This is a genomic window from Streptomyces sp. A3M-1-3 (genome assembly GCF_024213665.1).
GTDB lineage: Bacteria > Actinomycetota > Actinomycetes > Streptomycetales > Streptomycetaceae > Streptomyces.
On the sequence record NZ_JANAVP010000046.1, the window covers coordinates 1 to 22281 of the forward strand.

At 70.9% G+C, this 22281-nt stretch carries 22 protein-coding genes and 1 pseudogene; 7 read left to right on the top strand and 16 right to left on the bottom strand.

The annotated features are described in order from the left end of the window. Positions 1 to 70: 70 nt before the first annotated feature. From NLX86_RS32425 to NLX86_RS32475, 11 genes and pseudogenes are all read right to left on the bottom strand, one after another. Complete coding sequence (locus tag NLX86_RS32425) at positions 71 to 592, bottom strand: hypothetical protein (protein WP_254375403.1); 522 nt, start codon at positions 590 to 592, stop codon at positions 71 to 73. Between the two features lie 83 nt (positions 593 to 675). Beyond that, the gene (locus NLX86_RS32430; protein ID WP_254375438.1) at positions 676 to 951 is read right to left on the bottom strand and encodes a hypothetical protein; all 276 of its coding nucleotides are present in this window, start codon (positions 949 to 951) and stop codon (positions 676 to 678) included. A gap of 49 nt (positions 952 to 1000) precedes the next feature. Next, positions 1001 to 1195 (bottom strand): hypothetical protein, encoded by a 195-nt coding sequence (locus tag NLX86_RS32435; RefSeq protein ID WP_254375404.1) that lies wholly within the window; start codon positions 1193 to 1195, stop codon positions 1001 to 1003. A 142-nt stretch (positions 1196 to 1337) separates the two neighbouring features. Next, positions 1338 to 1631: pseudogene (locus NLX86_RS32440) on the bottom strand (hypothetical protein); the annotation flags it as partial. Between the two features lie 94 nt (positions 1632 to 1725). Beyond that, entirely contained in the window at positions 1726 to 2862 is a 1137-nt protein-coding gene (locus NLX86_RS32445) for an acyl-CoA dehydrogenase family protein (protein WP_254375405.1), read from the bottom strand. Then, complete coding sequence (locus NLX86_RS32450; protein WP_254375406.1) at positions 2859 to 4046, bottom strand: acyl-CoA dehydrogenase family protein; 1188 nt, start codon at positions 4044 to 4046, stop codon at positions 2859 to 2861. The genes NLX86_RS32445 and NLX86_RS32450 overlap by 4 nt, the downstream gene beginning before the upstream one ends. Next, positions 4046 to 5011 carry an NADPH:quinone oxidoreductase family protein gene (locus NLX86_RS32455; RefSeq protein WP_254375407.1) on the bottom strand — a complete coding sequence of 322 codons (966 nt, stop codon included), beginning with the start codon at positions 5009 to 5011 and terminating at the stop codon, positions 4046 to 4048. Before NLX86_RS32455 ends, NLX86_RS32450 begins: the two co-directional genes overlap by 1 nt. A 114-nt stretch (positions 5012 to 5125) precedes the next feature. Further along, on the bottom strand, positions 5126 to 5857 hold the full coding sequence (locus tag NLX86_RS32460) for a PIG-L deacetylase family protein (RefSeq protein WP_254375408.1): 732 nt from the start codon (positions 5855 to 5857) through the stop codon (positions 5126 to 5128). 20 nt (positions 5858 to 5877) lie between these two features. Then, positions 5878 to 7185 carry an alpha/beta fold hydrolase gene (locus NLX86_RS32465; RefSeq protein WP_254375409.1) on the bottom strand — a complete coding sequence of 436 codons (1308 nt, stop codon included), beginning with the start codon at positions 7183 to 7185 and terminating at the stop codon, positions 5878 to 5880. Beyond that, positions 7182 to 7799: an MBL fold metallo-hydrolase gene (locus tag NLX86_RS32470; protein WP_254375410.1), complete on the bottom strand. Its 618-nt coding sequence runs from the start codon at positions 7797 to 7799 to the stop codon at positions 7182 to 7184. Before NLX86_RS32470 ends, NLX86_RS32465 begins: the two co-directional genes overlap by 4 nt. Next, positions 7796 to 8881 carry an S-(hydroxymethyl)mycothiol dehydrogenase gene (locus NLX86_RS32475; RefSeq protein WP_254375411.1) on the bottom strand — a complete coding sequence of 362 codons (1086 nt, stop codon included), beginning with the start codon at positions 8879 to 8881 and terminating at the stop codon, positions 7796 to 7798. Before NLX86_RS32475 ends, NLX86_RS32470 begins: the two co-directional genes overlap by 4 nt. A 127-nt stretch (positions 8882 to 9008) precedes the next feature. On the opposite strand from NLX86_RS32475, the gene NLX86_RS32480 reads away from it, so the two are divergent. Further along, the gene (locus NLX86_RS32480) at positions 9009 to 10172 is read left to right on the top strand and encodes an ABC transporter ATP-binding protein (protein WP_254375412.1); all 1164 of its coding nucleotides are present in this window, start codon (positions 9009 to 9011) and stop codon (positions 10170 to 10172) included. Positions 10173 to 10215: 43 nt separating this feature from the next. Here the strand turns inward: NLX86_RS32480 and NLX86_RS32485 are convergent, their stop codons facing one another. The 4 genes from NLX86_RS32485 to NLX86_RS32500 all read right to left on the bottom strand — a co-directional run bounded on the left by NLX86_RS32485 (position 10216) and on the right by NLX86_RS32500 (position 13175). Then, positions 10216 to 11157, bottom strand: a complete 942-nt coding sequence (locus NLX86_RS32485) for an ABC transporter substrate-binding protein (protein WP_254375413.1) — start codon at positions 11155 to 11157, stop codon at positions 10216 to 10218. Further along, positions 11154 to 11828 carry an ABC transporter permease gene (locus NLX86_RS32490; protein WP_254375414.1) on the bottom strand — a complete coding sequence of 225 codons (675 nt, stop codon included), beginning with the start codon at positions 11826 to 11828 and terminating at the stop codon, positions 11154 to 11156. The genes NLX86_RS32485 and NLX86_RS32490 overlap by 4 nt, the downstream gene beginning before the upstream one ends. Beyond that, entirely contained in the window at positions 11825 to 12508 is a 684-nt protein-coding gene (locus NLX86_RS32495) for an ABC transporter permease (RefSeq protein ID WP_254375415.1), read from the bottom strand. Before NLX86_RS32495 ends, NLX86_RS32490 begins: the two co-directional genes overlap by 4 nt. Before the next feature lie 256 nt (positions 12509 to 12764). Then, positions 12765 to 13175, bottom strand: coding sequence for a heavy metal-responsive transcriptional regulator (locus NLX86_RS32500; RefSeq protein WP_254375416.1), 411 nt, complete (start codon positions 13173 to 13175; stop codon positions 12765 to 12767). A 56-nt stretch (positions 13176 to 13231) separates the two neighbouring features. Between NLX86_RS32500 and NLX86_RS32505 the strand changes: the two genes are divergently transcribed. Continuing rightward, positions 13232 to 14191: an alkylmercury lyase family protein gene (locus tag NLX86_RS32505; protein ID WP_254375417.1), complete on the top strand. Its 960-nt coding sequence runs from the start codon at positions 13232 to 13234 to the stop codon at positions 14189 to 14191. A 653-nt stretch (positions 14192 to 14844) separates the two neighbouring features. On the opposite strand, the gene NLX86_RS32510 is transcribed toward NLX86_RS32505, so the two are convergent. Next, positions 14845 to 15966 (bottom strand): chemotaxis protein, encoded by a 1122-nt coding sequence (locus tag NLX86_RS32510; RefSeq protein ID WP_254375418.1) that lies wholly within the window; start codon positions 15964 to 15966, stop codon positions 14845 to 14847. A gap of 198 nt (positions 15967 to 16164) precedes the next feature. Here NLX86_RS32510 and NLX86_RS32515 point away from each other — a divergent pair, with 198 nt between their 5' ends. The 5 genes from NLX86_RS32515 (at position 16165) to NLX86_RS32535 (ending at position 22222) form a co-directional block, all read left to right on the top strand. Next, positions 16165 to 16650: a DUF1269 domain-containing protein gene (locus NLX86_RS32515; RefSeq protein WP_254375419.1), complete on the top strand. Its 486-nt coding sequence runs from the start codon at positions 16165 to 16167 to the stop codon at positions 16648 to 16650. 280 nt (positions 16651 to 16930) lie between these two features. Continuing rightward, positions 16931 to 17725, top strand: coding sequence for a 3-hydroxybutyrate dehydrogenase (locus NLX86_RS32520; RefSeq protein ID WP_254375420.1), 795 nt, complete (start codon positions 16931 to 16933; stop codon positions 17723 to 17725). Positions 17726 to 17827: 102 nt separating this feature from the next. Continuing rightward, positions 17828 to 19216 carry an MFS transporter gene (locus tag NLX86_RS32525; RefSeq protein WP_254375421.1) on the top strand — a complete coding sequence of 463 codons (1389 nt, stop codon included), beginning with the start codon at positions 17828 to 17830 and terminating at the stop codon, positions 19214 to 19216. Positions 19217 to 19989: 773 nt separating this feature from the next. After that, a complete protein-coding gene (locus NLX86_RS32530; protein ID WP_254375422.1) occupies positions 19990 to 20604 on the top strand; it encodes a TetR/AcrR family transcriptional regulator in 615 nt (204 codons plus the stop codon). After that, the gene (locus NLX86_RS32535) at positions 20588 to 22222 is read left to right on the top strand and encodes an isovaleryl-CoA dehydrogenase (protein WP_254375423.1); all 1635 of its coding nucleotides are present in this window, start codon (positions 20588 to 20590) and stop codon (positions 22220 to 22222) included. The genes NLX86_RS32530 and NLX86_RS32535 overlap by 17 nt, the downstream gene beginning before the upstream one ends. Positions 22223 to 22281: the final 59 nt, after the last annotated feature.

Below are 22281 nucleotides of genomic sequence, written 5' to 3' on the forward strand. Positions count from 1 at the left end.
ATTCACCGGGGTATGCAAGCACAACACGACCGACAACGCACTTCTGCGACCAGCACTTTCGCAACAGACCCTAGTAGTAGCCGCTGCCTTCCCGTCCGACCTTGCTGCCTGCCGCGTTGAGCACGAACCATGTGGCGCCGAACTGGTCGAGCCCCTGCCCGGCCGTGTCGCCGGGCTCCGTGTCGCCCACGTAGGAGTACAACGGGCGGCCGTTGTAGGTGACTTCGGTGCTGCCGTCGTCCCGGGTGGTCGTGCCCAGCAGACCGGCATCGACACCCTTGCCGGCCTTGGGGTCGACAGACGTCAGCGGCGGCCACGCCTGTACACAGGCGCCGGAGCAAGTCGACTCCTCCGACGTGTCGGCCTCGAACAGATACAGCGTCCTGCCCTGCCCGTCGACCAGAATCTGACCCAGCTTGCTGGCGCGCACGGCCACACTCGCCGCAGTCGCGGTCGCGGTCGGCGAAGGCGCGGGAGACTTCTCCCCCTGGTCATCCCCCAAGCTGCTGCAGACGGCAACGACCAGAAGGGCGACCAACGAGACAACCAGCAAGGCGACGAACAAGGGGAGGACCTTGGCCGCGTGCTTCATTCAAGGGCTCCTGCGGACAAAACCGCCCCCACCGGCGGGCAGGACGCGGCCGACAGCCCCTGCCAGCGGGCTGCCATCCTCCGCTACCAGGCACCGCCAACAGTGCGGTAACTCAAGGGAACCGTACGGGTACCGGTGTCCGCCGCCAGGCCGGCCGGGGACTGCCGCCCGTCAGTCACCCGAACAGACCCGCGCCTCGTGCCACGGCACCGGACACGGCACACGCTGGTGACACCACCGTCCCAACTGCCGTCCGCCGTCCGCTCGTGTGCGATGCGCAGGATGTGCTGCCGGGAGTCGGCGAGCACCACGCGGTCCTTGTGGTCGAGGAAGAAGTAGGCACCGCCCGAGGTGTCCATGGAAGAGCGGGAGGTTTCATGAACGCGCAATGTGTGATCGGGCCCGCCGTCAAGGCTGGAGGCTGCCGACCACACTCGCGGTGGCCGCAATCCCTTCCTGGATGGTCGGCGCCATGCTCGTGCCGGCCAGGTAGAACCCGAGCAGTGCGCACACCAGCGCATGCGACAACTTCAGCCCCCCGTTGCGCAGGAAGATCACCGCGAGGATCAGCAGTAGCAGCACCACTGAGATCGAAATGGCCATGGACAACCTCCTCCGCCGCGCCACAACTGCGGCATTCGGGCGCCATGGTGGCGCAGCGGAGGGGCCGTCCGGGCGGCTGACATGTCCGCCGTACGGGTGGTTGACTGGCTGTGACCGTGACGGCGGGGCGGCTGCGCCAGCGGTGGGCGCGCAGAAAGCGTTCGAGCCCCGCCAGGTCATCGGTGTTGAGGTGATCGACGCCGGCGGCGAGCAGCTCGCCCCAGAGCGCGTCGCGGGCCGGGCCCGGCGCGTCGGGAGTGGCCCAGAAGCGGACCCGCTGCCGGGCGGCGTGGGCGTGTGCGACGAACGTACGCAGCGTCTCGCGCTCGGCGGCAGGCATCGGCCCCACGCCGAGCCAGCTGAAGCTGTGAGTCCAGTTGCTGCTGATCAGCGGGATGAAGGAGGCGGGGGCGGCTGCGGTCCCCAGGTCGTCGAGCAACCAGTGGTCCGCAGCGCCGACTGTCCGGGTTCGGGCAGGCCGCCGCGCTCAAGGCCGGCGCGGCGGCCGCGGTCAGGGGTCCCGTACAGGCTTACCGGGGGGCCGGCAGGTCCACCAGTGCCGCCACCGCTTCCCGGTGCCTGCCCGCCGTACCGAGCGCGATCGCGTCGGCCTTGGCGCGCTTGAGGTACAGGTGCGCCGGGTGCTCCCAGGTCATGCCGATGCCGCCGTGCAGCTGTACGCACTCCTCGGCCGCGCGCACCGCGACCCGGGAGCAGTACGCCTGGGCGACGGCCACCGCAAGCGGGGCCTCCGGGCTCCCGGTGGCGAGTGCGTCAGCGGCGTTGCGCGCTGCCGCGCGGGCCGAGACGACCTCCAGCCAGAGCTGCGCGAGCCGGTGCTTGAGCGCCTGGAAGGAGCCGACGGGGCGGTTGAACTGGTGGCGTTCCCGGGTGTACCGGACGGTTTCGGTCAGGCACCAGTCGGCCAGTCCGAGCTGCTCGGAGGCGAGCAGTCCGGCGCCCGCCAGCAGGCCACGCTGCACGGCGGCGTGCGCGGTCGCGGAGTCCGCGAGGAGAGTGCCGCGCGTCCCGTCGAGCGTGACCGAGGCCAGTGGCCGGGTCAGGTCGAGGGGAACGAGCGGCGTGACGGCGGCGTCGGCCGCGTCCACCGCGTACAGTCCGGTGTCGGCGACGACGAGCAGGACGTCGGCCCCGACGGCGTCGGCGACGCCGGTGACCGTGCCGCTCAGCACTCCCCCGCCCGCGTCCCGTACGCCCGTGGCCGGCTCGCCGCCGGACGCGGCCGACAGCGGCAGCGCGAGCACGCCGATGGACCGGCCGCCGGCCAACGCACCCAGCAGGCCGGAGACTTCGGCGTCCTCGGACCCGAGGCCGAGCAGAGTCTCCACCGCGATCACCGCGGTGGTGAGGTACGGCACCGGTGCGACGCTCCGGCCCAGCTCCTCCAGCACCACCGCGGCCTCGCGGTGGGTGGCGCCCTGGCCGCCGAGCTTCTCGGGGACCAGCAGGCCCGCCGTGCCCATATCGGCGCCGAGCGCCTTCCACAGGCCGCGGTCCAGCGGTTCGGCGCTCTCGGTCCTGGCGAGGACGGAAGCGGCGTCGGCCCGGACGGCCAGCAGCGCGCGTACGGCCGCCCGCAGGTCGTCCTCGGCCTCGGAGTAGAGCAGATCGGGGGCGGACTCGCCCAGCTCCTTCTTTCCGGTCATCGGGCCAGGTCCTTCCATGCGACGTCCTTGTCGTTGCGGGGCTCGGTGGGCAGTCCGAGGACACGCTCGGCAACGATGTTGAGCAGCACCTCCGACGTACCGCCCTCGATGGAGTTGCCCTTGGAACGGAGATAGCGGTAGCCGGCGTCGCGGCCCGTGAAGTCGACCAGCTCGGGCCGGCGCATGGTCCAGTCCTGGTACAACAGCCCTTCCTCGCCGAGGAGTTCGACCTCCAGGCCGCTGATCTCCTGGTTGAGGCGGGCGAACGCGAGCTTCATGCCCGAGCCCTCCGGGCCGGGCTGGCCGGCGACGAGCTGCTGGCGCAGCCGCTCCCCGGTGAGCCGGGCCACCTCGGCGTCCACCCACAGGGTGAGCAGGCGCTGATGGAGGTCGTGGGTGCGCAGTCCGGGGCGTTCGCGCCAGGTCTTGGCGACCGGCCCGATCATGCCGCCCTCGCGCGGGATCCGGGAGCCGCCGATGGAGACCCGCTCGTTCATCAGCGTGGTCTGGGCGACCCGCCAGCCCTCGCCGACCGCGCCGAGGCGCTGCGCGTCGGGAATGCGTACACCGCTGAGGAAGACCTCGTTGAACTCGGCCTCACCGGTGATCTGGCGCAGCGGCCGCACCTCGACCCCGGGGTCGGTCATGTCGCAGACGAAGTACGTGATGCCTTGGTGCTTGGGCAGCCCGGGGTCGGTACGGGCGATCAGGATCGCCCAGCGCGCCACATGGGCGCTGGACGTCCACACCTTCTGCCCGTCGACCACCCAGGTGTCGCCCTCCCGCACCGCGCGGGTGCCGAGCGCCGCGAGGTCGGAGCCCGCGCCCGGCTCGCTGAACAGCTGACACCACACCTCCTCCCCCACCCACAGGGGCCGCAGGAAGCGCCGCTTCTGCTCGTCGGTGCCGTACGCGAGGATCGTCGGCGCGGCCATGCCGAGGCCGATGCCGATGCGGCGCGGGTCGTTTTCGGGCGCGCCCGCGGCCGTCAGCTCGGCATCGACGACGGTCTGGAGGGAGCGCGGCGCGTCGAGTCCGCCGAGCCCCACCGGGTAGTGCACCCAGGCCAGTCCGGCGTCGAAGCGGGCCCGCAGGAACGCGGTGCGGTCGGTGGTGGCGGGCGGGTTGGCGGCCAGCAGCTCCTGGGTGAGGCGGCGCACTTCGGCCGCGTTGAGCGTACTCATCAGGACGCTCCTTCCGGGACGACGACGAGCCGTCCGGTGGTCGTACCGTCGGCCACCCGCTGCACCGCGTCCGCCGCGTCCTTCAGCGGTACGCGCCCGCTGATGAGGGGCTTGATCGCGCCCTGCGCGGCGAGCCTGGTGAGCTCCTCGTGGCAGCCGCGGACGGCGGTCGGGTCCTGGGTGTTGTACAGGCCCCAGTGCAGGCCGACGATCGAGTAGTTCTTGACGAGGGCGTGGTTGAGCGCCGGCGAGGGAATCGATCCGCTCGCGAACCCGACGACGAGGATGCGGCCCTCGAACGCGACGCACTTGGCCGACTTCGTGTACGCGTCGCCGCCCACCGGGTCGTACACGACGTCGGCGCCCTTGCCGCCGGTGAACTCCTTCACTCCGGCGACGATGTCCGCGGTGCGCCGGTCGATGACCAGGTCGCAGCCCAGCTCCTGGGCGGTGGCGACCTTCTCCGCGCCGCCGACGACCCCGATGACCGTCGCGCCGGCCGCCTTGCCCAGCTGTACGGCCGCGCTGCCGACGCCGCCCGCCGCCGCGTGCACGAGCAGGGTCTCGCCCGGCTGGAGGCGGGCCCGCCGGTGCAGCCCGAACCAGCCCGTCTGGTAGCCGATGTGCAGGGCGGCCGCTTCCGCGTCGTCCAGCGCTTCGGGCGCGGGCAGCACGGCCCGTGCGTCCGCCGTCACGTATTGCGCGAAGCCGCCGTTCGGCAGCAGCGGGTTGGCGATGACCCGGCGGCCGTCCTCGGTCTCCCCGCAGATCTCCACACCAGGGGTGAACGGCAGGGGCGGCCGCACCTGGTACTGGCCGCGGATCATCAGTGCGTCCGGGAAGTTGATGTTCGCGGCGCGCACCTTGAGCCGCAGCTCACCGGGCCCGGCCACGGGCTCCGCCACCTCGTCGAGCCGCATCACCTCACGGGGCTCGCCAAGGGTATGCACTCGCCATGCCTGCATCAGGGGCCTCCACAGCTCTGGACGGAACCACGCTCCTTCGCATACTAAGCGGTCGCTTGCCCCGATGGGAACAGCCCGGGGCGGATGCGGCGCCCCGGGCCGCCACCCCTGGGATCAGCGGGGGAAGACCTCGAAGGTGACGGCCGGCTTCCCGCCGAAGCGAGCCGCCGCCGCCTGCGCGTTCCCGGTGAGGAAGGTGCGGCAGTACTTCTCGGGGTCCTCGTCCGTCAGTGCCTCGATGTACGACCGGTGTTCCAGCAGGGACCGCACCGAGCGTTCGAGACCCGGGGTCGCGTCGACCGCGTGGGTGGGCGAGACGGTCCCCGCGACGGCGACCCAGCGCACGCCGCCCCACGGCTGAAGGCCCTGTTCCGTCAGTTCGGGGAAGATCCAGCGGTTTCCCGCCTCCCCCGCCGCGTCGAGGGTGGCGCGGCCGACGGCCCGGTGGTCCGGGGTGTTCCAGGCGACTCCGCCCCAGGTGTCACGGTGGTTGAGGGTGATGACGAGTTCGGGGCGGTGTCTGCGGATCGCCGCCGCGATGTCGCGGCGCAGCGCGGTGCCGTACTCGATCACGCCGTCGCGGTGGTCGAGGAACTCGACGGCGCTCACCCCGACGACGGCCGCGCTCGCCCGCTGCTCCCGCTCGCGCAGCGGCGCGCAGGTGGCGGGGTCGATGCCGTCGATGCCGGCTTCGCCGCGGGTGGCGAGGAGATACGTCACCTCACGGCCGCCGTCGGTCCAGGCGGCGACGGCCGCGGCGCAGCCGTACTCGAGGTCGTCGGGGTGGGCCACGACGGCCAGCGCGCGCTGCCAGTCGGTGGGCATGGGCTGCAGTTGATCAGTCATGCGGGCAGCGTATGCGCCGGTTACACCTCGTCGCGTGCGAGTGCGAGCAACCGGTCCAGGACCCGTGCACCACCCGCCCGGACACCGTCGTGTTCGTACTCGTCGGTGATCCAGGTACGCAGGCCCCTAATCGCGCGGGCGGTGCGCAACGAGTGCTCGGTGTCGACGTACATGTCGTCGTGGAAGACGGCCGCCGCGACCGGAACCTGGTTGGCGGCGAGCCGTTCCGCGTCGTACAGCGGGCTCCAGTCGGTCCGTTCCGCGAGCAGGTGGGCGGTCTCGCGGAGCGGGGCGAGCGACGGGTCGGTCTCGAAGAGCCAGGGGTGCACGCTCTCGCCGGTGAACAGCAGCGGATCGTCGCCGGCCAGCGCCTTGGCCGCGTCGAACTGCGGGAATTCGGCGCGTACCCGGTCCGCCGCCCAGCGGGTGGGCCGGCCGTCCTGAGCGTAGATCGCCTCGTGCAGCAGGGCGTACAGCGGATGTCCGGCGTACGAGAGGGCGGCCTGGACTTTCTCCTGGAAGGCGTCGGAGAGGGCGGGACCGGCCGGGGTGCGCACGAACGCGTCCTCGAGCAGGTAGTGCAGCTGGTGGCTGCCGTCCCCGGTGCCGAGCAGGATGCCGAGCGACTGGAATGCCTCGGGGGTGAGCCGGTAGCCGCCGTTCAGCACCGGCTGGTGCTCCATCAGGTGGTCGGCGATCCGCCGGGCCCGCCGTACGTCCTGCGGATAGCGGGCGTAGTGCGCGGCGTTCTTCCCTTCGATGCGCGGGTACGCGGCCCGGTAGACCTCGTCCGCGGTGACGTGGACGTCCAGCGCGGGCAGCCCGCCGGTGATCAGGGCCATGCGCAGCCCCTCCGGAGCGGAGGAGAGGTAGTGCGTGGCGCAGAACCCGCCGAAGCTCTGGCCCAGTACGGTCCAGGGCGCTCCGCCGGTCAGCGACGGCCTGATCGCCTCGCAGTCCCGGACGATGGAGTCGGCCCTGAAGTGGGCCAGGTAGTCGGCCTGTCGCTGTGGGGCGCCGCGCAGCGGGAGGGTCTGCCGGTTGGCCGGGGTGGACCTGCCGGTGCCGCGCTGGTCCAGCAGCAGCACCCGGAACTCCTGCAGTGCCCGGCCGAGCCAGGCCTGCCGGCCGGTGAAGCGGCGGGCGCCGAAGCCGGGGCCGCCCTCCAGGTAGACCAGCCAGGGCAGCCCGGCACCGGCCTTGGCGCTGGCCATGACCTCCCGGCCGAAGAGCTCGATCCGCTCCCCGGCGGGATCGTCGTGGTCGAGCGGCACGGTGAACCAGTGGTCGGTGAGGACCACGCCGGGCTGGCGGTAGCGGGCGGTCACGCGCGGATCCCCGGTGCTTCGGCTGCGACGGTCGTACTGTCGCCGTGCCCGGTGCGGACGACCGTGTCACCGGGCAGGGTGAGCAGTTTCGTCCGGATCGACTCGATGATCGTCGGGTGGTCGGAGTGCGAGCGTCCGGTCGCCCCGGGGCCGCCCTGGAAGAGCGTGTCACCGGAGAAGACCGTGTTCAGCGCGGCCAGTTGGAGGCAGACGGCGCCCGGGCTGTGGCCGGGTGTGTGCAGCACCTTCAGCAGGCCGTCGCCGATCGCGAGGTCGTCCCCGTCAGCGAGCGGGCGGTCCGGCTTGCGGTCGGGGTGCGTCATCCGCCACAGCACCTCGTCGTCCGGGTGCAGCAGGATGGGCGCGCCGGTGCGGTCCGCGACGGCGGGGGCTGCGTCGATGTGGTCGTTGTGGGCGTGGGTGCAGATGATGCCCAGCAGCCGGCGGCCCCCGAGCGCGGCGACGACGGCGTCGGCGTCGTGCGCCGCGTCGATGACGTACGCGTCGGTGTCGTCCCCGACGATCCAGACGTTGTTGTCGACCTGCCACTCGCCGCCGTCGAGGGCGAAGATCCCGGAGGTGACGGTCCGGTCGATGCGCAGCGCTCCGCTCACAGCTGCACCACCGAGCGGAGGACCTCGCCGCGCTCCATCTTGGCGAAGGCCTCCTCCACGTCACCGAGTCCGATGGTCTCCGAGACGAAGGCGTCGAGGTCGAGCCGGCCCTGCAGGTAGAGGTCGATGAGCAGCGGGAAGTCCCGCTCGGGCAGGCAGTCGCCGTACCAGGAGGACTTCAGGGCGCCGCCGCGCCCGAAGACGTCGAGAAGCGGGAGTTCGAGCTTCATCTCGGGGGTGGGTACGCCGACGAGGACGACTGTGCCCGCCAGATCGCGTGCGTAGAAGGCCTGTTGATACGTCTCGGGCCGGCCGACGGCCTCGATGACCACGTCCGCGCCGTTGCCGTCGGTCAGGGCCTGGACCGCCTTGACGACATCGTCCGTCCGCCCGTTCACGGTGTGCGTGGCGCCGAGCGCGCGGGCCTGCGCCAGCTTACGGTCGTCCAGGTCCACCGCGATGATCTTCGCCGCGCCGGCCAGCCTGGCCCCGGCGACGGCGGCGTTGCCGACGCCGCCGCAGCCGATGACGGCGACCGAGTCGCCGCGGCCGACATTGCCGGTGTTGAGGGCGGCGCCGAGGCCCGCCATGACTCCGCAGCCGAGCAGGCCCGCGGCAGCCGGGGAGGCCGCCGGGTCCACCTTCGTACACTGCCCGGCCGCCACCAGGGTCTTCTCGGCGAAGGCGCCGATGCCGAGGGCGGGGATAAGTTTGGTGCCGTCCTCCATGGCCATCGGCTGCGTGGCGTTGTGCGTGGCGAAGCAGTACCAGGGGCGGCCGCGCCGGCAGGCCCGGCACTGGCCGCAGACCGCGCGCCAGTTGAGGATCACGAAGTCGCCGGGCGCGAGGCCGGTGACGCCCTCGCCGACCGCCTCCACCACTCCGGCCGCCTCATGGCCGAGCAGGAAGGGGAACTCGTCGTTGATGCCGCCCTCGCGGTAGTGCAGATCGGTGTGGCAGACCCCGCAGGCCTGCACCTTGACCAGCGCCTCGCCGGGGCCGGGATCCGGTACCAGGATGGTGGTGAGCTCCACCGGTCCGCCCTTGGTCCTCGCGATGACACCCTGCACGCGATGCGCCACAGTCCACCCGCCTTCATCGGCTTCCACCAGGAAATGTGAACGTATCAGCCGCAACGGGGGCGCAGCGATGCCCCGGACAGGCCCGGCCCGTATGCGTCACGGGCCGGACAGGGCCTAGCCTGGAGGCATGATCCGGTTCGAGCAGGTGACCAAGCGGTATCCGGACGGCACGACCGCTGTCGACGAGCTGTCCTTCGAGGTCGCCGAGGGTGAACTGGTGACGCTGGTCGGCCCGTCGGGATGCGGCAAGACGACCACCATGATGATGGTGAACCGGCTGATCGAGCCGACCTCGGGCCGGATCTATGTCGACGGCGAGGACATCGCCGGCGTCGACCCGGTGAAGCTGCGCCGCCGGATCGGCTATGTGATCCAGCAGGTCGGCCTCTTCCCGCACCGCACGGTCCTCGACAACACGGCGACCGTGCCGGCCCTGGTCGGTTGGAAGAAGGGCAAGGCGCGGGCGCGGGCCGCCGAGCTGCTCGATCTGGTGGGGCTGGACCCCTCGACGTACGGCAAGCGCTATCCGGAGCAGCTCTCCGGCGGCCAGCGCCAGCGCGTCGGGGTGGCCCGGGCGCTGGCCGCGGATCCGCCGGTACTGCTGATGGACGAGCCGTTCGGCGCCGTCGACCCGGTGGTGCGCGAGCGGCTGCAGAACGAGTTCCTGAGCCTCCAGGCGGCCGTGCGCAAGACCGTCCTGCTGGTCACCCACGACATCGAGGAGGCGGTCCGGATGGGCGACCGGATCGCCGTGTACGGACAGGGGCGCATCGAGCAGTTCGACACCCCGGCCGCGGTGCTGGGCACGCCCGCGACCCCGTACGTCGCCGAGTTCGTCGGCTCGGACCGGGGCCTGAAGCGGCTCTCCGTCACCGCGATCGAGCCCGCCGACCTTGAACAGCCGCCGGTCGCACGTCTCGACGACCGGGCCCAGGACGCGGCAGCCGTCCTGCGCGGACAGGACGCCCGCTGGGCGGTGGTGCTGTCCGACCGCGGCGAACTGCACGGCTGGGTCTCGGCCGAGGCTCTGGCATTGGCGGGCTCGGCCGGGACGGTGGGCGAGCTGGCCCGCCGGATGGAGGCCTGGGTGCCCGTCGGCGCCCCGCTCAAGCAGGCGTTCAGCGAGATGCTCCAGCATGACGCGGGCTGGGTCGCGGTGGTGGACGGCTCCCGGTTCCTCGGCGTGCTGACCCCGGCCAAACTCCACGAGGCCCTGCGCCGCTCGGTGGACGCGGAGGCCCAGGGCGTGCGGCGGGACCAGGTGGAGTTCGACTCGGTGGCGGACGCGTAGCTCAGCGCCGGTCACGGCCCGCGCCCACTCTGACGGCGAGGTATCAGATCAGCTTATTGGACTTCAGATACGCCTCGGCGACGTCCTCCGGGAGCCGGCGCCAGCTGTCGACCTGTTCGTTCATGGTGGCCAGGTCGCGGGTCGTCAGGACGGTGTTCAGCTTGGCCAGCGCCTTGGTGACACCGCTGCTGCCCGCCCGCGCCCGGTTCACCACCGGGACCACGTAGTCGGCGTTCTGCAGATGTTTGTCGTCGGCCAGGAGGACGAGGCCGAAGTCGTCCAGGGTGGCGTCGGTGGTGGTGGTGACGACCATCTGGTCCTGTCCGTTCTGGACGGCGAGCTTGGCGGGGGTGGTGCCGATGCCCTTGGGGTCGATGGCGGTGATGTCGATTCCGTACGTCTTCTCCAGGCCGGGCGCGCAGTAGGGCCGCTGCACGCATTCGTCGCCGGCTGCCAGCCGTACGGGCAGCTTGGCCGCGCCGAGATCGCTGAGGGTCTTCAGACGGTGCTGTGCGGCGTAGCGCGAGGTGACGGCGAAGGCGTTCTGGTCGACGGCCTTGCCGGGCGCGAGGACGGTGAGCCCGCGCGGGGTGGCGAGCCGGCGCAGCGCGGCCATGGTGGCCTCGAGGTCGGGCGAGCCGACCGGGGCGGCGGCCGGGCCGTTGGCCTTGGTGTTCAGCCAGTCGGCGAACGTGGCCGCGTACTCGGCGACGACATCGATCTGGCCGCTCTCCAGGGCGGGTTCGTACAGCTCCCGGTTGGTGACGGTGAGGACTTCGGTGGAATATCCGGCCTTCTCCAGCAGCAGCGCGTACATCCGCGCGAGCAGCTCGCTCTCGGTGAAACCGGCGGACCCGATGACCAGATGGCGGCTGTCTCCGGGAGAGGCGGTGACCTCGCCCTGGTTCTCCAGCGACGGCCCGGTCGCACAGCCGGCCGCGAGCAGGAGCGCGGCAGCTGCGGCAAGGAGGCTTCTCGGGGTCATCCCATCCTCCCTCTGGCCCACTGCGGAGCGAACCGCTGCGCCAGCTCGAAGGCGCCCTCCACGAGCAGCGCGAAGATCGCGACCAGCACGGCTCCCGCCACCACCTGGGGCGTACTGGCGAGGTTGAAACCGGCGGTGATGATCCGGCCGAGGCCGCCGCCGCCCACGAGTGCGGCGAGGGTGGCCGTGGCCACCAGTTGAACGGCCGCGATCCGTACGCCGACGAGGATCAGCGGGGCGGCGAGCAGTACTTCGACCCGCCACAGCAGCTGCCGTCCGGTCATGCCCATGCCGCGGGCGGCCCGGACGGTGTCCTGGTCGACGCCGCGCATGCCCACGTACGCGTTGGTGAGCAGTGGGGGGACGGCGAAGAGCACGAGGGCGATTACGGTGGGCCACTGCGCGTTCGTCCCCAGCGGGGTGAGGAGCAGCAGCACGAGTACGGCGAACGTGGGGACGGCGCGGCCGACGTTGGAGATGTTGACGGCGAGGGCTCCGCCTCTGCCCAGGTGGCCGAGGACGATCGCGACGGGCAGGGCGATCAGGCAGCTGATGACGAGGCAGACGACGGTGAGGACGAGGTGCTCGGTGAGGCGGTGCCAGACGCCGTTGCCGCCGGACCAGTTGGCGGAGGTGGTGAGCCAGTCCCAGGTCGCGGACAGCGTGTTCACCGGGCGGCCCTCGCCCGTTCCCAGGGGGTCATGAGCCGCTGTACACCGAGGAGCAGCAGGTCGGCGGCGATGGCGATGATCACGCAGAGGACGGAGGCGGTGAGCACCTGTGCCTTGAAGAAGGTGTTCATCCCGGCGTAGATGAGGTTGCCGAGGCCGCCGTTGCCGACGATCGCGCCAATGGTGACGAGCGAGACCGCGGAGACGGTGGCGATGCGCAGGCCGGCCATGGCGGCCGGGAGGGCGAGCGGCAGCTCGACGCCGAGCAGCAGCCGGACCGGCCCGTAACCCATGCCGCGGGCGGCCTGCCTCGTCTCCTCCGGAACGGCGCGCAGCCCGGCGAGGATGTTCCGTACGAGGAGAGTCAGGGAGTAGAGCACCAGGCCCGCGATGACGAGCGAGGCGGAGAGTCCGTACACCGGGAGCAGCAGCGAGAACATCGCCAGCGAGGGGATGGTGTAGAGCACGGTGGTGACGGAGAGCACCGGCCCCGAGGCCCATTTCCAGCGGCGGGCGAGCACCGCCAGCGGGACGGCGAGCAGCACGCCGATCAGGATGGAGACGACGGTGAGCTGGAGGTGCTGGAGGATCGCGTCCCAGAGGATCTCGCGGCGGGTGCTGAGGTAGTCGCCGCAGATCCACTCGTTGCGAGCGAGACAGTCTTGCGGGGTCGCGGTCACCCGTCCATTCCAGCCCGCAGCCCACCTGACCGCGCGTCCGGCTGGACTGTTCGGGGGGAGCGGGACGCCGTGGGAGGCCGTGCTGGTCAAGGCCAGGCGCCGGAATCAGCTCCGGGTTGACGAAACGGGCCTGGTCCACCCGGTCTGACGCCTGCGACGAGGGTGCGGGCCCGCCGGGGCGGATGCGGCTCGTGCCGGTCGAGGGGCCGAGGTGCCGGACCTGCCCGTCTCCGGACGGCTGAGCGGACGCCGGATGTCAGGTGTTCGTCTGCCGGCTGAGGATCGTGCAGATGTCGGTGTCCTTGCAGGTGCTCGGGTCGGTGGCGGCTGCGCGGCGGGCCAGAGCGCGCAGGACCGTCCGGGCTTCGCGGAGTTCTGCCATGCGGCCCTCGATATCGGCGATATGTCGGTCGATCAGCTCAGTGACCTGGGCACAGGGAGCCTGACCCGAGTCGCGCAGGACGAGGACACTGCGGATCTCGGCGAGGGTGAGTCCGGCGCTCTGGCCGTGGCGGATGAACTCCAGCCTGGTGGTGGTGGTCCCGGGCGCGTAGTCCCGGTAGCCGCCTGGCGTGCGGGGCGGCTCGGGCAGCAGCCCGGCCTGCTCATAGAACCGGATCGTCTTGGCTGTCAGGCCGCGGGCGGCGGCGAGGTCCCCGATGCGCATACCTCGCAGCTTACGCCTTGACCTTCCCGTGCAGTGGAAGGTTTAGCGTCGTTCTCATGCGGATCACCATCGTGACGGTCGCCGGGTGCCCCAACGCGGCGCTGGCCCAGGAGCGCGTTGCCGCCTCACTCGGCGCGCGGCGCTGGCCGGTGGAGCTGGTCGAGGTCACCAACGAGCAGCAGGCGCAGTGGTGGGGCATGCGGGGATCCCCCACGATCCTGATCAACGGGTCTGATCCGTTCGCGGACGCAGGCACTCCGGCGAGTGTGGCCTGTCGGCTGTACCGGGGGCCGGACGGAGGGACCGATAAGGCTCCGAGCGTCGCCGACCTGCGACGTGCCCTCGACATCGCCGAAGCCGCCACAGTCAAGAACCCGATCACAGACACGGCCGGACGCGCCGGACGCGGGAGAATCGCTCCGCTGGACGGCGGCCTCCGAGCGGTACAGCAGGCAGTGCTGCAGCACTTCGCCACCACAGGCCGCGCGCCCGAGCGCGCGGACCTGGAAGAAACCGCTCGGTCGTACGGCAGGAGCGCTGATGAGGTGCTGGATGAGCTGGCGGCCGAGGACTTCCTCACCCTGGATGCCGACGGCCGGATCCGGGCGGCTTATCCCTTCTCTGCTGTACCCACCGCCCATCAGGTCCGGCTTGCCGACGGCACACGGGTCTGGTCGATGTGCGCTGTCGATGCCCTGGGGATCCCTGCCATGCTCGGCACGGACGCGGTGATCTCCTCCGCCGACCCGGTCACCGGCGAGTCGATCACCGTCACCTGCGCACATGGCTCCATGACGTGGGAGCCGGCCACGGCGGTCGTCTTCGTCGGGCAGCGCACATGCACTGGTCCCGCTGCTGAGGTGACCTGCGATGCCCTGAACTTCTTCGCCACCACCGCCACCGCCGGTATCTGGGCCGAGCAGCACCCGGAGTTCTCCGGCGAGGTGGTCGGTCAAGGCCATGCCGCGGCCCTGGGACAGGCGATCTTCGGACCCCTGCTCGGCGCTCAGGCCTGAACATGGCGTTCTCCGCCGCGTCTACGCGGTCACCGACCGGAACGGTCCCCTCGGTCTCCTGGGCGATCAGGGCTGAGGCGCGCGGCACGCGCCATGGACCGCGTGCCCGCCGGGCTCGATCCACCAGCCGTCCGGGCCCTCGGCCGGATCCGGAAAGGACAGCGATCCAGCGGTGTACAAAGTCCGCAGAGGGCACCGGGGGGACCTGTGGCCGGCAGTTCCCGCCACAGGTCCCAGGACGCCCCGAGTGTCCGCTCGGCGGCGGCCGTGGGCTGGGTGAAGTCGAGCAGCCCCCGCGGCCCGCCCTCGCAGACCCCCGGCACGCTCGGCAGGGGCGGTTTCTGCGAGGAGCTCAGGAGCGGCTCAGCCGCCGAGCGTGGTGATCATGGTCATGATGGTCTCGATCTGCGCGCCGCCACGGATGGGGTAGTTGGTGGGCCGAGGTAACCCCACCAGACGATCATGTTAACCCGGACGGCCCAGGACGCCGCAAGCCCGGAAGCCGACCATCACACGATCGAGCTAAACCGCCCTCGTGCACGCTCCCCGGCAAGCAGCTGACGACCCCTGCGTGCCGTGCAGGGAGACCATCAGGCGGCAGCTCTGTCCCGAGGCGCAGGAGCTGGGGACATAGGCGAAGCCGGTTCGCATGCCTAGTAGCGCAGGTCAGCCGCGATCCGGTCGTGCTCGGCGAGTGCGTTGTGGGGGAGGAAGACCACCTCGGCGCCACTCTCCAGGGCCGCTTCAACCAGTTCGTCCACGATGTCTTCTCGGACCTGGGGATCTGAGACTGCCGAACCGGATCCCGCGGCGTCGACCGGCACCAGATGCTCTCCATCGACACGGACCGTCTGCTGGAAATGCTCCTCAACGGCGACGAGTCCGGCCCGGCCGGCGCGCACCGCCTCCCACACCTCGTCAAGTCCGGCAGCGAATGAGCGCCGACTACGCGCCTCGTCAAGGCGGTTGCCCATCTGTTCCGCTGCCTGCTGTTGGTGGTCGGTCAGGGCGGGCTGCAGCTCCTTGTGCAACACGTGGGCCGGTCCGTTGCTGAGCCCACCCTTGAGTACGGTCCCCGCAGCCGCGCGGGACGCTGTGCCCACCTCCCCCAGCAGGGCGAGCGCGGGGGCAAGGCCGACCAGGTAGAGCGGCCGCGGATCAGCGCCGAGTGCGGAGCCCAGGGCAGCGTCGACGCTCCGCATGAACTGGCGGGTCCGCTCATCGCTGAACGTGCTGGCCACATCGCCCTGACGTTCCTCGCGCTGCGGGTCCGCCGACCCCTCCGCCAGAACCAGGGGAAATCCGTTGCCACTGTGTTCACGCAGCGTCTCGCCCGATCCGTTCCACAGCGTCGCGTGGTCCGCGGCGACGACAAGGACCCAGTACGGCAGGGCCTGAGCCTTCGCGGCCACGAGATTGCGGGTCAGGTAGGTGTCGCTCAGGACGACGCGTTCGGGCACCCGCCGTGGCAGTGACCAGATCTGGTACTCATCCGGCCCAGCGAAGATCGTCAACCCGTCCAGCGCATGGCGCAGGTCCAGTTCCGCCATGGCCTGATCCAGCTGCGTCGTGATGTCGATCCGCGTCTGCCGGTCTACGGCCGTGTCGGCAGCCAGTCGTCGCCCGGCTTCCGCCACCAGGTTGCGCAGCCTCACACCGTCCTGGGCGTTCTCTGGCTCACGCCGGTGAGTCGGCATGGTCAGGGACACCACCGGATAGGGCTTCGTGGTTCGTAGGATCTGCAGCAGCGCGGGCGTCAAGGCGTCGGTTTCCATGGGTCCCTCTCTGGCTGTTTCCCCGCGTCCACGATCTACCAGCAGACCGTCCGCCGCATCCGGAGGACCCTGTCGACCAGGCATTCTGGGCGTGCCTGTGGGTCCCTCTCTTCCGGCCGACCAGAACATGCCTTACCCGACTATTCAGAATATTTTGGCAACCGGATCTCGGATCACTCCCCTCCAACGGAGGTTGCCATGGCCACTCTCACGGTGTGGAAGTTCGACTCGGCCGACGCCGCCGCACAGGTGGAGTCCGTCCTGCAGTCGCTCCAGAAGCAGCAGGTGATCACGATCCTCGACGCGGCTGTCGTCAGCTGGCCCGAAGAGGCGACCAAACCGAAGACCAAGCAGCTGCACAACCTCGTTGGCGCCGGAGCACTCACCGGCACGTTCTGGGGGATGCTCTTCGGCCTCATCTTCTTCGTACCGCTCCTGGGTGCCGCAATTGGAGCGGCAGCCGGTGCTCTCGGCGGCAAGCTCACCGACATCGGCATCGACGACGACTTCATCAAGGAGATCAAGGAGCAGGTGACCCCGGGGACTTCGGCTCTGTTCCTCATGACCCTCGGCGCCCAGACGGAGAAGGTCAGCGACGCCCTCCCTGAGCACAGCGCCGAACTCATCCACAGCAACCTCGACACCAAGACAGAAGCCAGGCTGCGCGAGATCTTCTCCGAGTAGGTCGCCTTGGCGCCCTGGCGGTTGATCAGGCAGCAGCACCGCGTGGCCGTCGTCGGCGTACGAGGATGAACTGCTCGCCGCAACCGCGTGATCCGTCACGCCCTGCAGGCCACCCACGCCCCGACGATTTCTCGCCAAACGACGGGTGCGGTGGGTTACCAACGGGTCACCGCATCCGTGACTTTCCGTGGTCCGGTAGTGGTGCGCGCCACATTTTCAGGTCAGAGTGTGGGTTGCCCACACATGGGGATGGGCGTGGTGCGGGCCTATGTTTCCGGCCATGACGAAGGGAATTCCTCACGAGCCGACGCTCACTCCGGCTGCCACGGTTTCGGCGCTGGGCGGCCGGACCGCGCTGGTGACGGGGGGCGGCAGCGGCATCGGCAGGGCCTGTGCCGTGGCCCTGGCCGACGCGGGCGCCGAGGTGCATGTCGTGGACATCGACGGGGAAGCGGCAAAGGCCGTGGCCGACTCCATCGGCGGCGTCGCGCACGCCGCCGACCTGGCCGATCCCGCCGCCGTCGCCGCACTGCCGGCCGATGCCGACATCCTCGTCAACAACGCCGGGCTCCAGCACGTCGCCCCGCTGACCGACTTCCCGCCGGATCGGTTCACCTTGATCCAGCAGGTTATGGTCACTGCTCCGTTCCTGCTCATGCGCCAGACGCTGCCGCACATGTACGCGCACGGCTGGGGCCGGGTGATCAACATCTCCAGCGTGCACGGGCTGCGGGCCAGCGCCTACAAGGCGGCGTATGTCGCCGCCAAGCATGCGCTGGAGGGCCTCAGCAAGGTCGCCGCGATCGAGGGCGCGCCGCACGGCGTGACCAGTAACTGCGTCAACCCCGGCTACGTCCGTACTCCGCTGGTCGAGGGCCAGATCCAGGACCAGGCCGCCGCACACGGCCTGAGCCCCGGCGATGTGCTCTCGGACGTGCTGCTCGCCCGGTCTCCGGTCAAGCGGCTCATCGAGCCCGCGGAGGTCGCCGCCGCCGCGCTCTGGTTGTGCGGCCCGCACACCGGCTACGTCACCGGCATCTCCCTGCCTCTCGACGGGGGCTGGGGCGCGAACTGAGTTCGACCCCTGCCCACCTGTTCCACCGTCCCCACCTGTTCCACCCGTCCCACCAGTTCCACGTAAGTCCCCATCCCCGCGAGTGAGATTCGGTGAACCGCGATGTCGCGTAACCAGGCCACAGAGCCGGAGCGGACCGCCCGCCCCGGTGGCATCGGCAAGATCGTCGGCGCCAGCCTGATCGGCACCACCATCGAGTGGTACGACTTCTTCCTGTACGGCTCGGCTGCCGCGCTGGTGTTCAACACCCTGTTCTTCCCCACCTCGGACCCGCTGGTGGGCACCCTGATCGCGTTCATCACGTACGCGATCGGCTTCCTCGCCCGCCCGCTGGGCGGCGTGGTCTTCGGTCACTTCGGCGACAAGCTCGGCCGCAAGAAGCTGCTGGTGATCAGCCTGCTGCTGATGGGCGGATCCACCTTCGCCATGGGACTGCTTCCCACCCACGCGTCGATCGGTATCGGCGCACCCATCATGCTGACGGTCCTGCGCCTGGTGCAGGGCTTCGCGCTGGGCGGCGAGTGGGGTGGCGCGGTGCTCATTGTCGCCGAGCACGGCGGCGACAAGCACCGCGGATTCTGGGCCTCCTGGCCGCAGGCCGGCGCCCCCGGCGGCAATCTGCTGGCCACCGGTGTGCTGGCGTTCCTGGCCGCTGTGCAGTCCGACGCGGCGTTCCTCGCCTGGGGCTGGCGCATCCCGTTCCTGCTCTCCGGCCTGCTGGTGATGGTCGGCCTGTGGATCCGGCTGTCGGTGTCCGAGTCCCCGGTCTTCCTCGAGGCGCAGGCGAAGGCGGAGGCCGAGGCGGCGCAGGGGGTCAAGGAGAAGCCCCCGGTCGTCCAGGTGTTCCGCAAGAGCTGGCGCGAGGTGCTCACGGCCATCGGTACGCGGTTCGGTGAGAACATCTCGTACTACATCATCACGGCCTTCCTGCTGGTGTACGTCACCGTCCACCTCGGCCTGACGAAGAGCACCGCCCTCAACGCGGTTCTGATCGCTTCGGCCGTGCACTTCGTCACGATCCCGGCCTGGGGAGCCCTCTCCGACCGGATCGGACGGCGCAAGGTCACGTTGATCGGCTCCGTGGGTATGAGCGTCTGGGCGTTCGTGTTCTTCGCCATGCTCGACACCAAGTCGTTCGCCGTCATCACCCTCGCCGTCACGGTCGGCCTGCTGCTGCACGGCGCCATGTACGGACCGCAGGCCGCGTTCATCTCGGAGATGTTCGACACGAAGGTCCGGTACTCCGGGGCGTCGATGGGCTCACAGCTGGCGTCCATCGTCGCCGGCGCGCTGGCCCCGATCATCGCGGTGGAACTCCTCAAGGACTACGACTCCTCGGTCCCGGTGTCCGTGTACCTCTGCTTCGCCGCGATCGTCACCACCATCACTGTGGCCGTCGCCAAGGAGACCGCCGGCCGGAACCTGGTCAGCATGTCCGACTCGACCGCCCCCGCACCCGTCGCGGCGTCCCCCGCCGCCGACCGGGTCTGACCCTGACCCTACGGTCCGACCGGCTGCCTGCTGTGCCTCCGAAGGCACGGCAGGCAGCCGTCGTGTCGCCCCCGCGCCGGGCAGGAAAACTGCCGCACACGGACGTCGGGGTGTCTCACGCTGCACGACCCCGTCGCCGGGGACACCTTCATGCCCCTCACCGCCGGATCCGTCTCTGCGGCCTTTTCGCGGCCGACCGCACCGCGCGTGCCGCGCTGGTCGAGCTCAACACCGTGGCGGAGACCGCCCGGGCGCTGAGTGATGCGATCCGCTGCGCGCCGAGACCCACGACCGGCTCACGGACCTCGTGGGGGGGGCGGCGCCTCGTCATCCAGGACTCGTACGGCTTCGAGCCGGCACGCGTGGGCGACACGGCGTCCGCCCGTCGGCCTCCGGCCTCGCCGCCTCCCGGACAGTTGCGCGCGGTGCCGGTCGACGACATCCAGGTCTGCGCCGGTCCGTGGCCCAGGCGGAAGCCCGGTACGCGGTGAACTCCTCGACGACTCCGCACTCCGGCGGAGCGGCTCCCCAAACGCGGCAGCCGAGCCCCCGCGTGAAGCGGGGGCTCGGCTCACAGCACCGGGCAGATGCCTGGCGGCTACCGGTACTCGACGGTCACACCACGGGCGCCGCCGAGGTACGCCGTCGACGTCCGGCGCGGCGGTCGTGGGTGCCGAAGCCGGGTCGACAGCCACAAACACCAGGCTGGGCTATGGCGATCCGGTGCCCCGGAGGGCTGGTGTGAAGTAGTGAATCGGTGCTTCAATTCTTCCATGCCCTACCGAAGACCCCCAGCTGTGCAGGCCCGGCTCGACGCCCGGCGCGACCTGATACTCGACGCCGCCGTACGCCTGCTGTCCCGGGAGGGGTACGCCGGCTGCTCGGTCGCCGCGATCGCCGCCGAGGCGGGCATCTCCACGGGCAGCGTGTACCAGTCGTTCTCCGGCAAGTCCGAGCTGGCGGCCGCTCTCTTCCGGACCCTGGTGGCCCGCGAGGTGGAGGCGGTCGCCGCCGCCGCGGCCCGCCCCGGCACCGCAGCGCAACGGGTGGCCGCCGCGGTGGAGACCTTCGCCGCACGTGCCCTGCAGGCGCCGCGCCGGGCCTTCGCCCTGCTCGCGGAGCCGGTGGACCCGGCGGTCGACTCCGAACGGCTCGTCTTCAGGCGGGCGTTCCGTGATGTGTACGCCCAGCAGATCGCGGCGGGCGTGGCCACCGGCGAACTGCCCCCGCAGTCACCGGAGCTGACCGCCGCCGCGCTCGTCGGCGCGGTCGCCGAGGCGCTCGTCGGACCGCTCGCCGACGGCGACGCGTCACCGGACGCCGTGATTCCAGGACTGATCACCTTCACCCTGCGTGCCCTTGGAGGACAAGATGTCGCAGACGCATGAGGTCACCAACCAGGTCCCGCCGCACCTCGGATACGACGCTGCCGCCGACCCCGCGCTGCTGGAGGCGACCGCCCGCGAGGGCGCCGGCTGGGCCGTGGCCGAGATGCACGAACTCGGCGTGCTCGCCGGCTCGGAACAGGCCGCCGAATGGGGCCGGGTGGTCAACGAGAACCCCCCGGTGCTGCGCACCCATGACCGCTTCGGCCACCGTATCGACGAGGTGGAGTTCCACCCGTACTGGCACGAACTGATGCGCACGGCGGTCGGACACGGCCTGCACGCCACGCCGTGGCGGGACGACCGGCCGGGCACGCATGTGGCCAGGGCCGCGAAGTTCTACATCTGGGGGCAGGTCGAGACCGGCCACTCCTGCCCGGTGTCGATGACCTACGCGGCGGTGCCCGCGCTGCGCGCCGCGCCGGACCTCGCCGCATGGCTGGAACCGCTGCTCGCCTCCCGGCAGTACGACTTCGGGCTGCGCCGGCCCGACACCAAGGGCGGCCTGATCGCGGGCATGTCGATGACCGAGAAGCAGGGCGGTTCCGACGTACGGGCCAACACCACGACCGCGATGCCCGCCGCCGACGGCACGTACCGCCTCACCGGGCACAAGTGGTTCACCTCCGCCCCCATGTCGGACGTCTTCCTGACACTGGCCCAGGCACCCGGCGGCCTCTCCTGCTTCCTGCTGCCCCGAGTCCTCCCGGACGGCAGCCGCAACCACCTCCACCTGCAACGCCTCAAGGACAAACTGGGCAACCGCTCCAACGCCTCCGCCGAGATCGAGTACGACGACGCCTTCGGATGGCTGATCGGCGAGGAAGGACGGGGGGTGGCGACCATCATCGAGATGGTCAACATGACCCGGCTCGACTGTGTCCTGGGCGCCGCCTCCGGAATGCGCCTCGGGCTCATCCGGGCCGTCCACCACGCCACCCACCGCCGGGCATTCGGCTCCGCGCTCATCGACCAGCCCCTGATGCGCAATGTCCTGGCCGACCTCGCGCTGGAGTCCGAAGCGGCGACGACGGTGGCGCTGCGCCTCGCGGGCGCCACCGACCGGGTCGCCGCCGGGGACACCGACGAGGCCCTGCTGCGCCGGCTGGGGCTGGCGGTGACCAAGTACTGGGTCTGCAAGCGCGGCCCCGCGCACGCCGCCGAAGCTCTCGAATGCCTGGGCGGCAATGGCTACATCGAGGAATCCGGCATGCCCCGCCTGTACCGGGAAGCACCGCTGGCATCCATCTGGGAAGGCTCCGGCAATGTCGCCGCCCTGGACTCGCTCCGGGCGATGACCCGGCAGCCGGAGACCGTCGAGGCATTCTTCGCCGAGGTCGAACAGGCGGCGGGAGCCAACCGGCACCTCGACGCGGCGGTAACCGGCCTCCACAAGGACCTGGCCGACCCCGCCGAGGCCGAGTACCGCGCCCGCCGGCTCACCGAGACGATGGCGCTCGTCCTCCAGGGCTCACTCCTGCAACGCCACGCACCCGCCGCGGTCGCCGACGCCTTCTGCGTCTCCCGCCTCGGCGACGAACACGGCAACGCGTTCGGCACCCTGCCGCGCGGCGTGGACACCGCCGCCATCCTCGACCGGGCCCGGACGATCGCCGTATGACGCAGGAGGTCGGCCGGGTGACCGCTTTCTGGCGGGAGCCCGGCCGACGTCCACGGCAT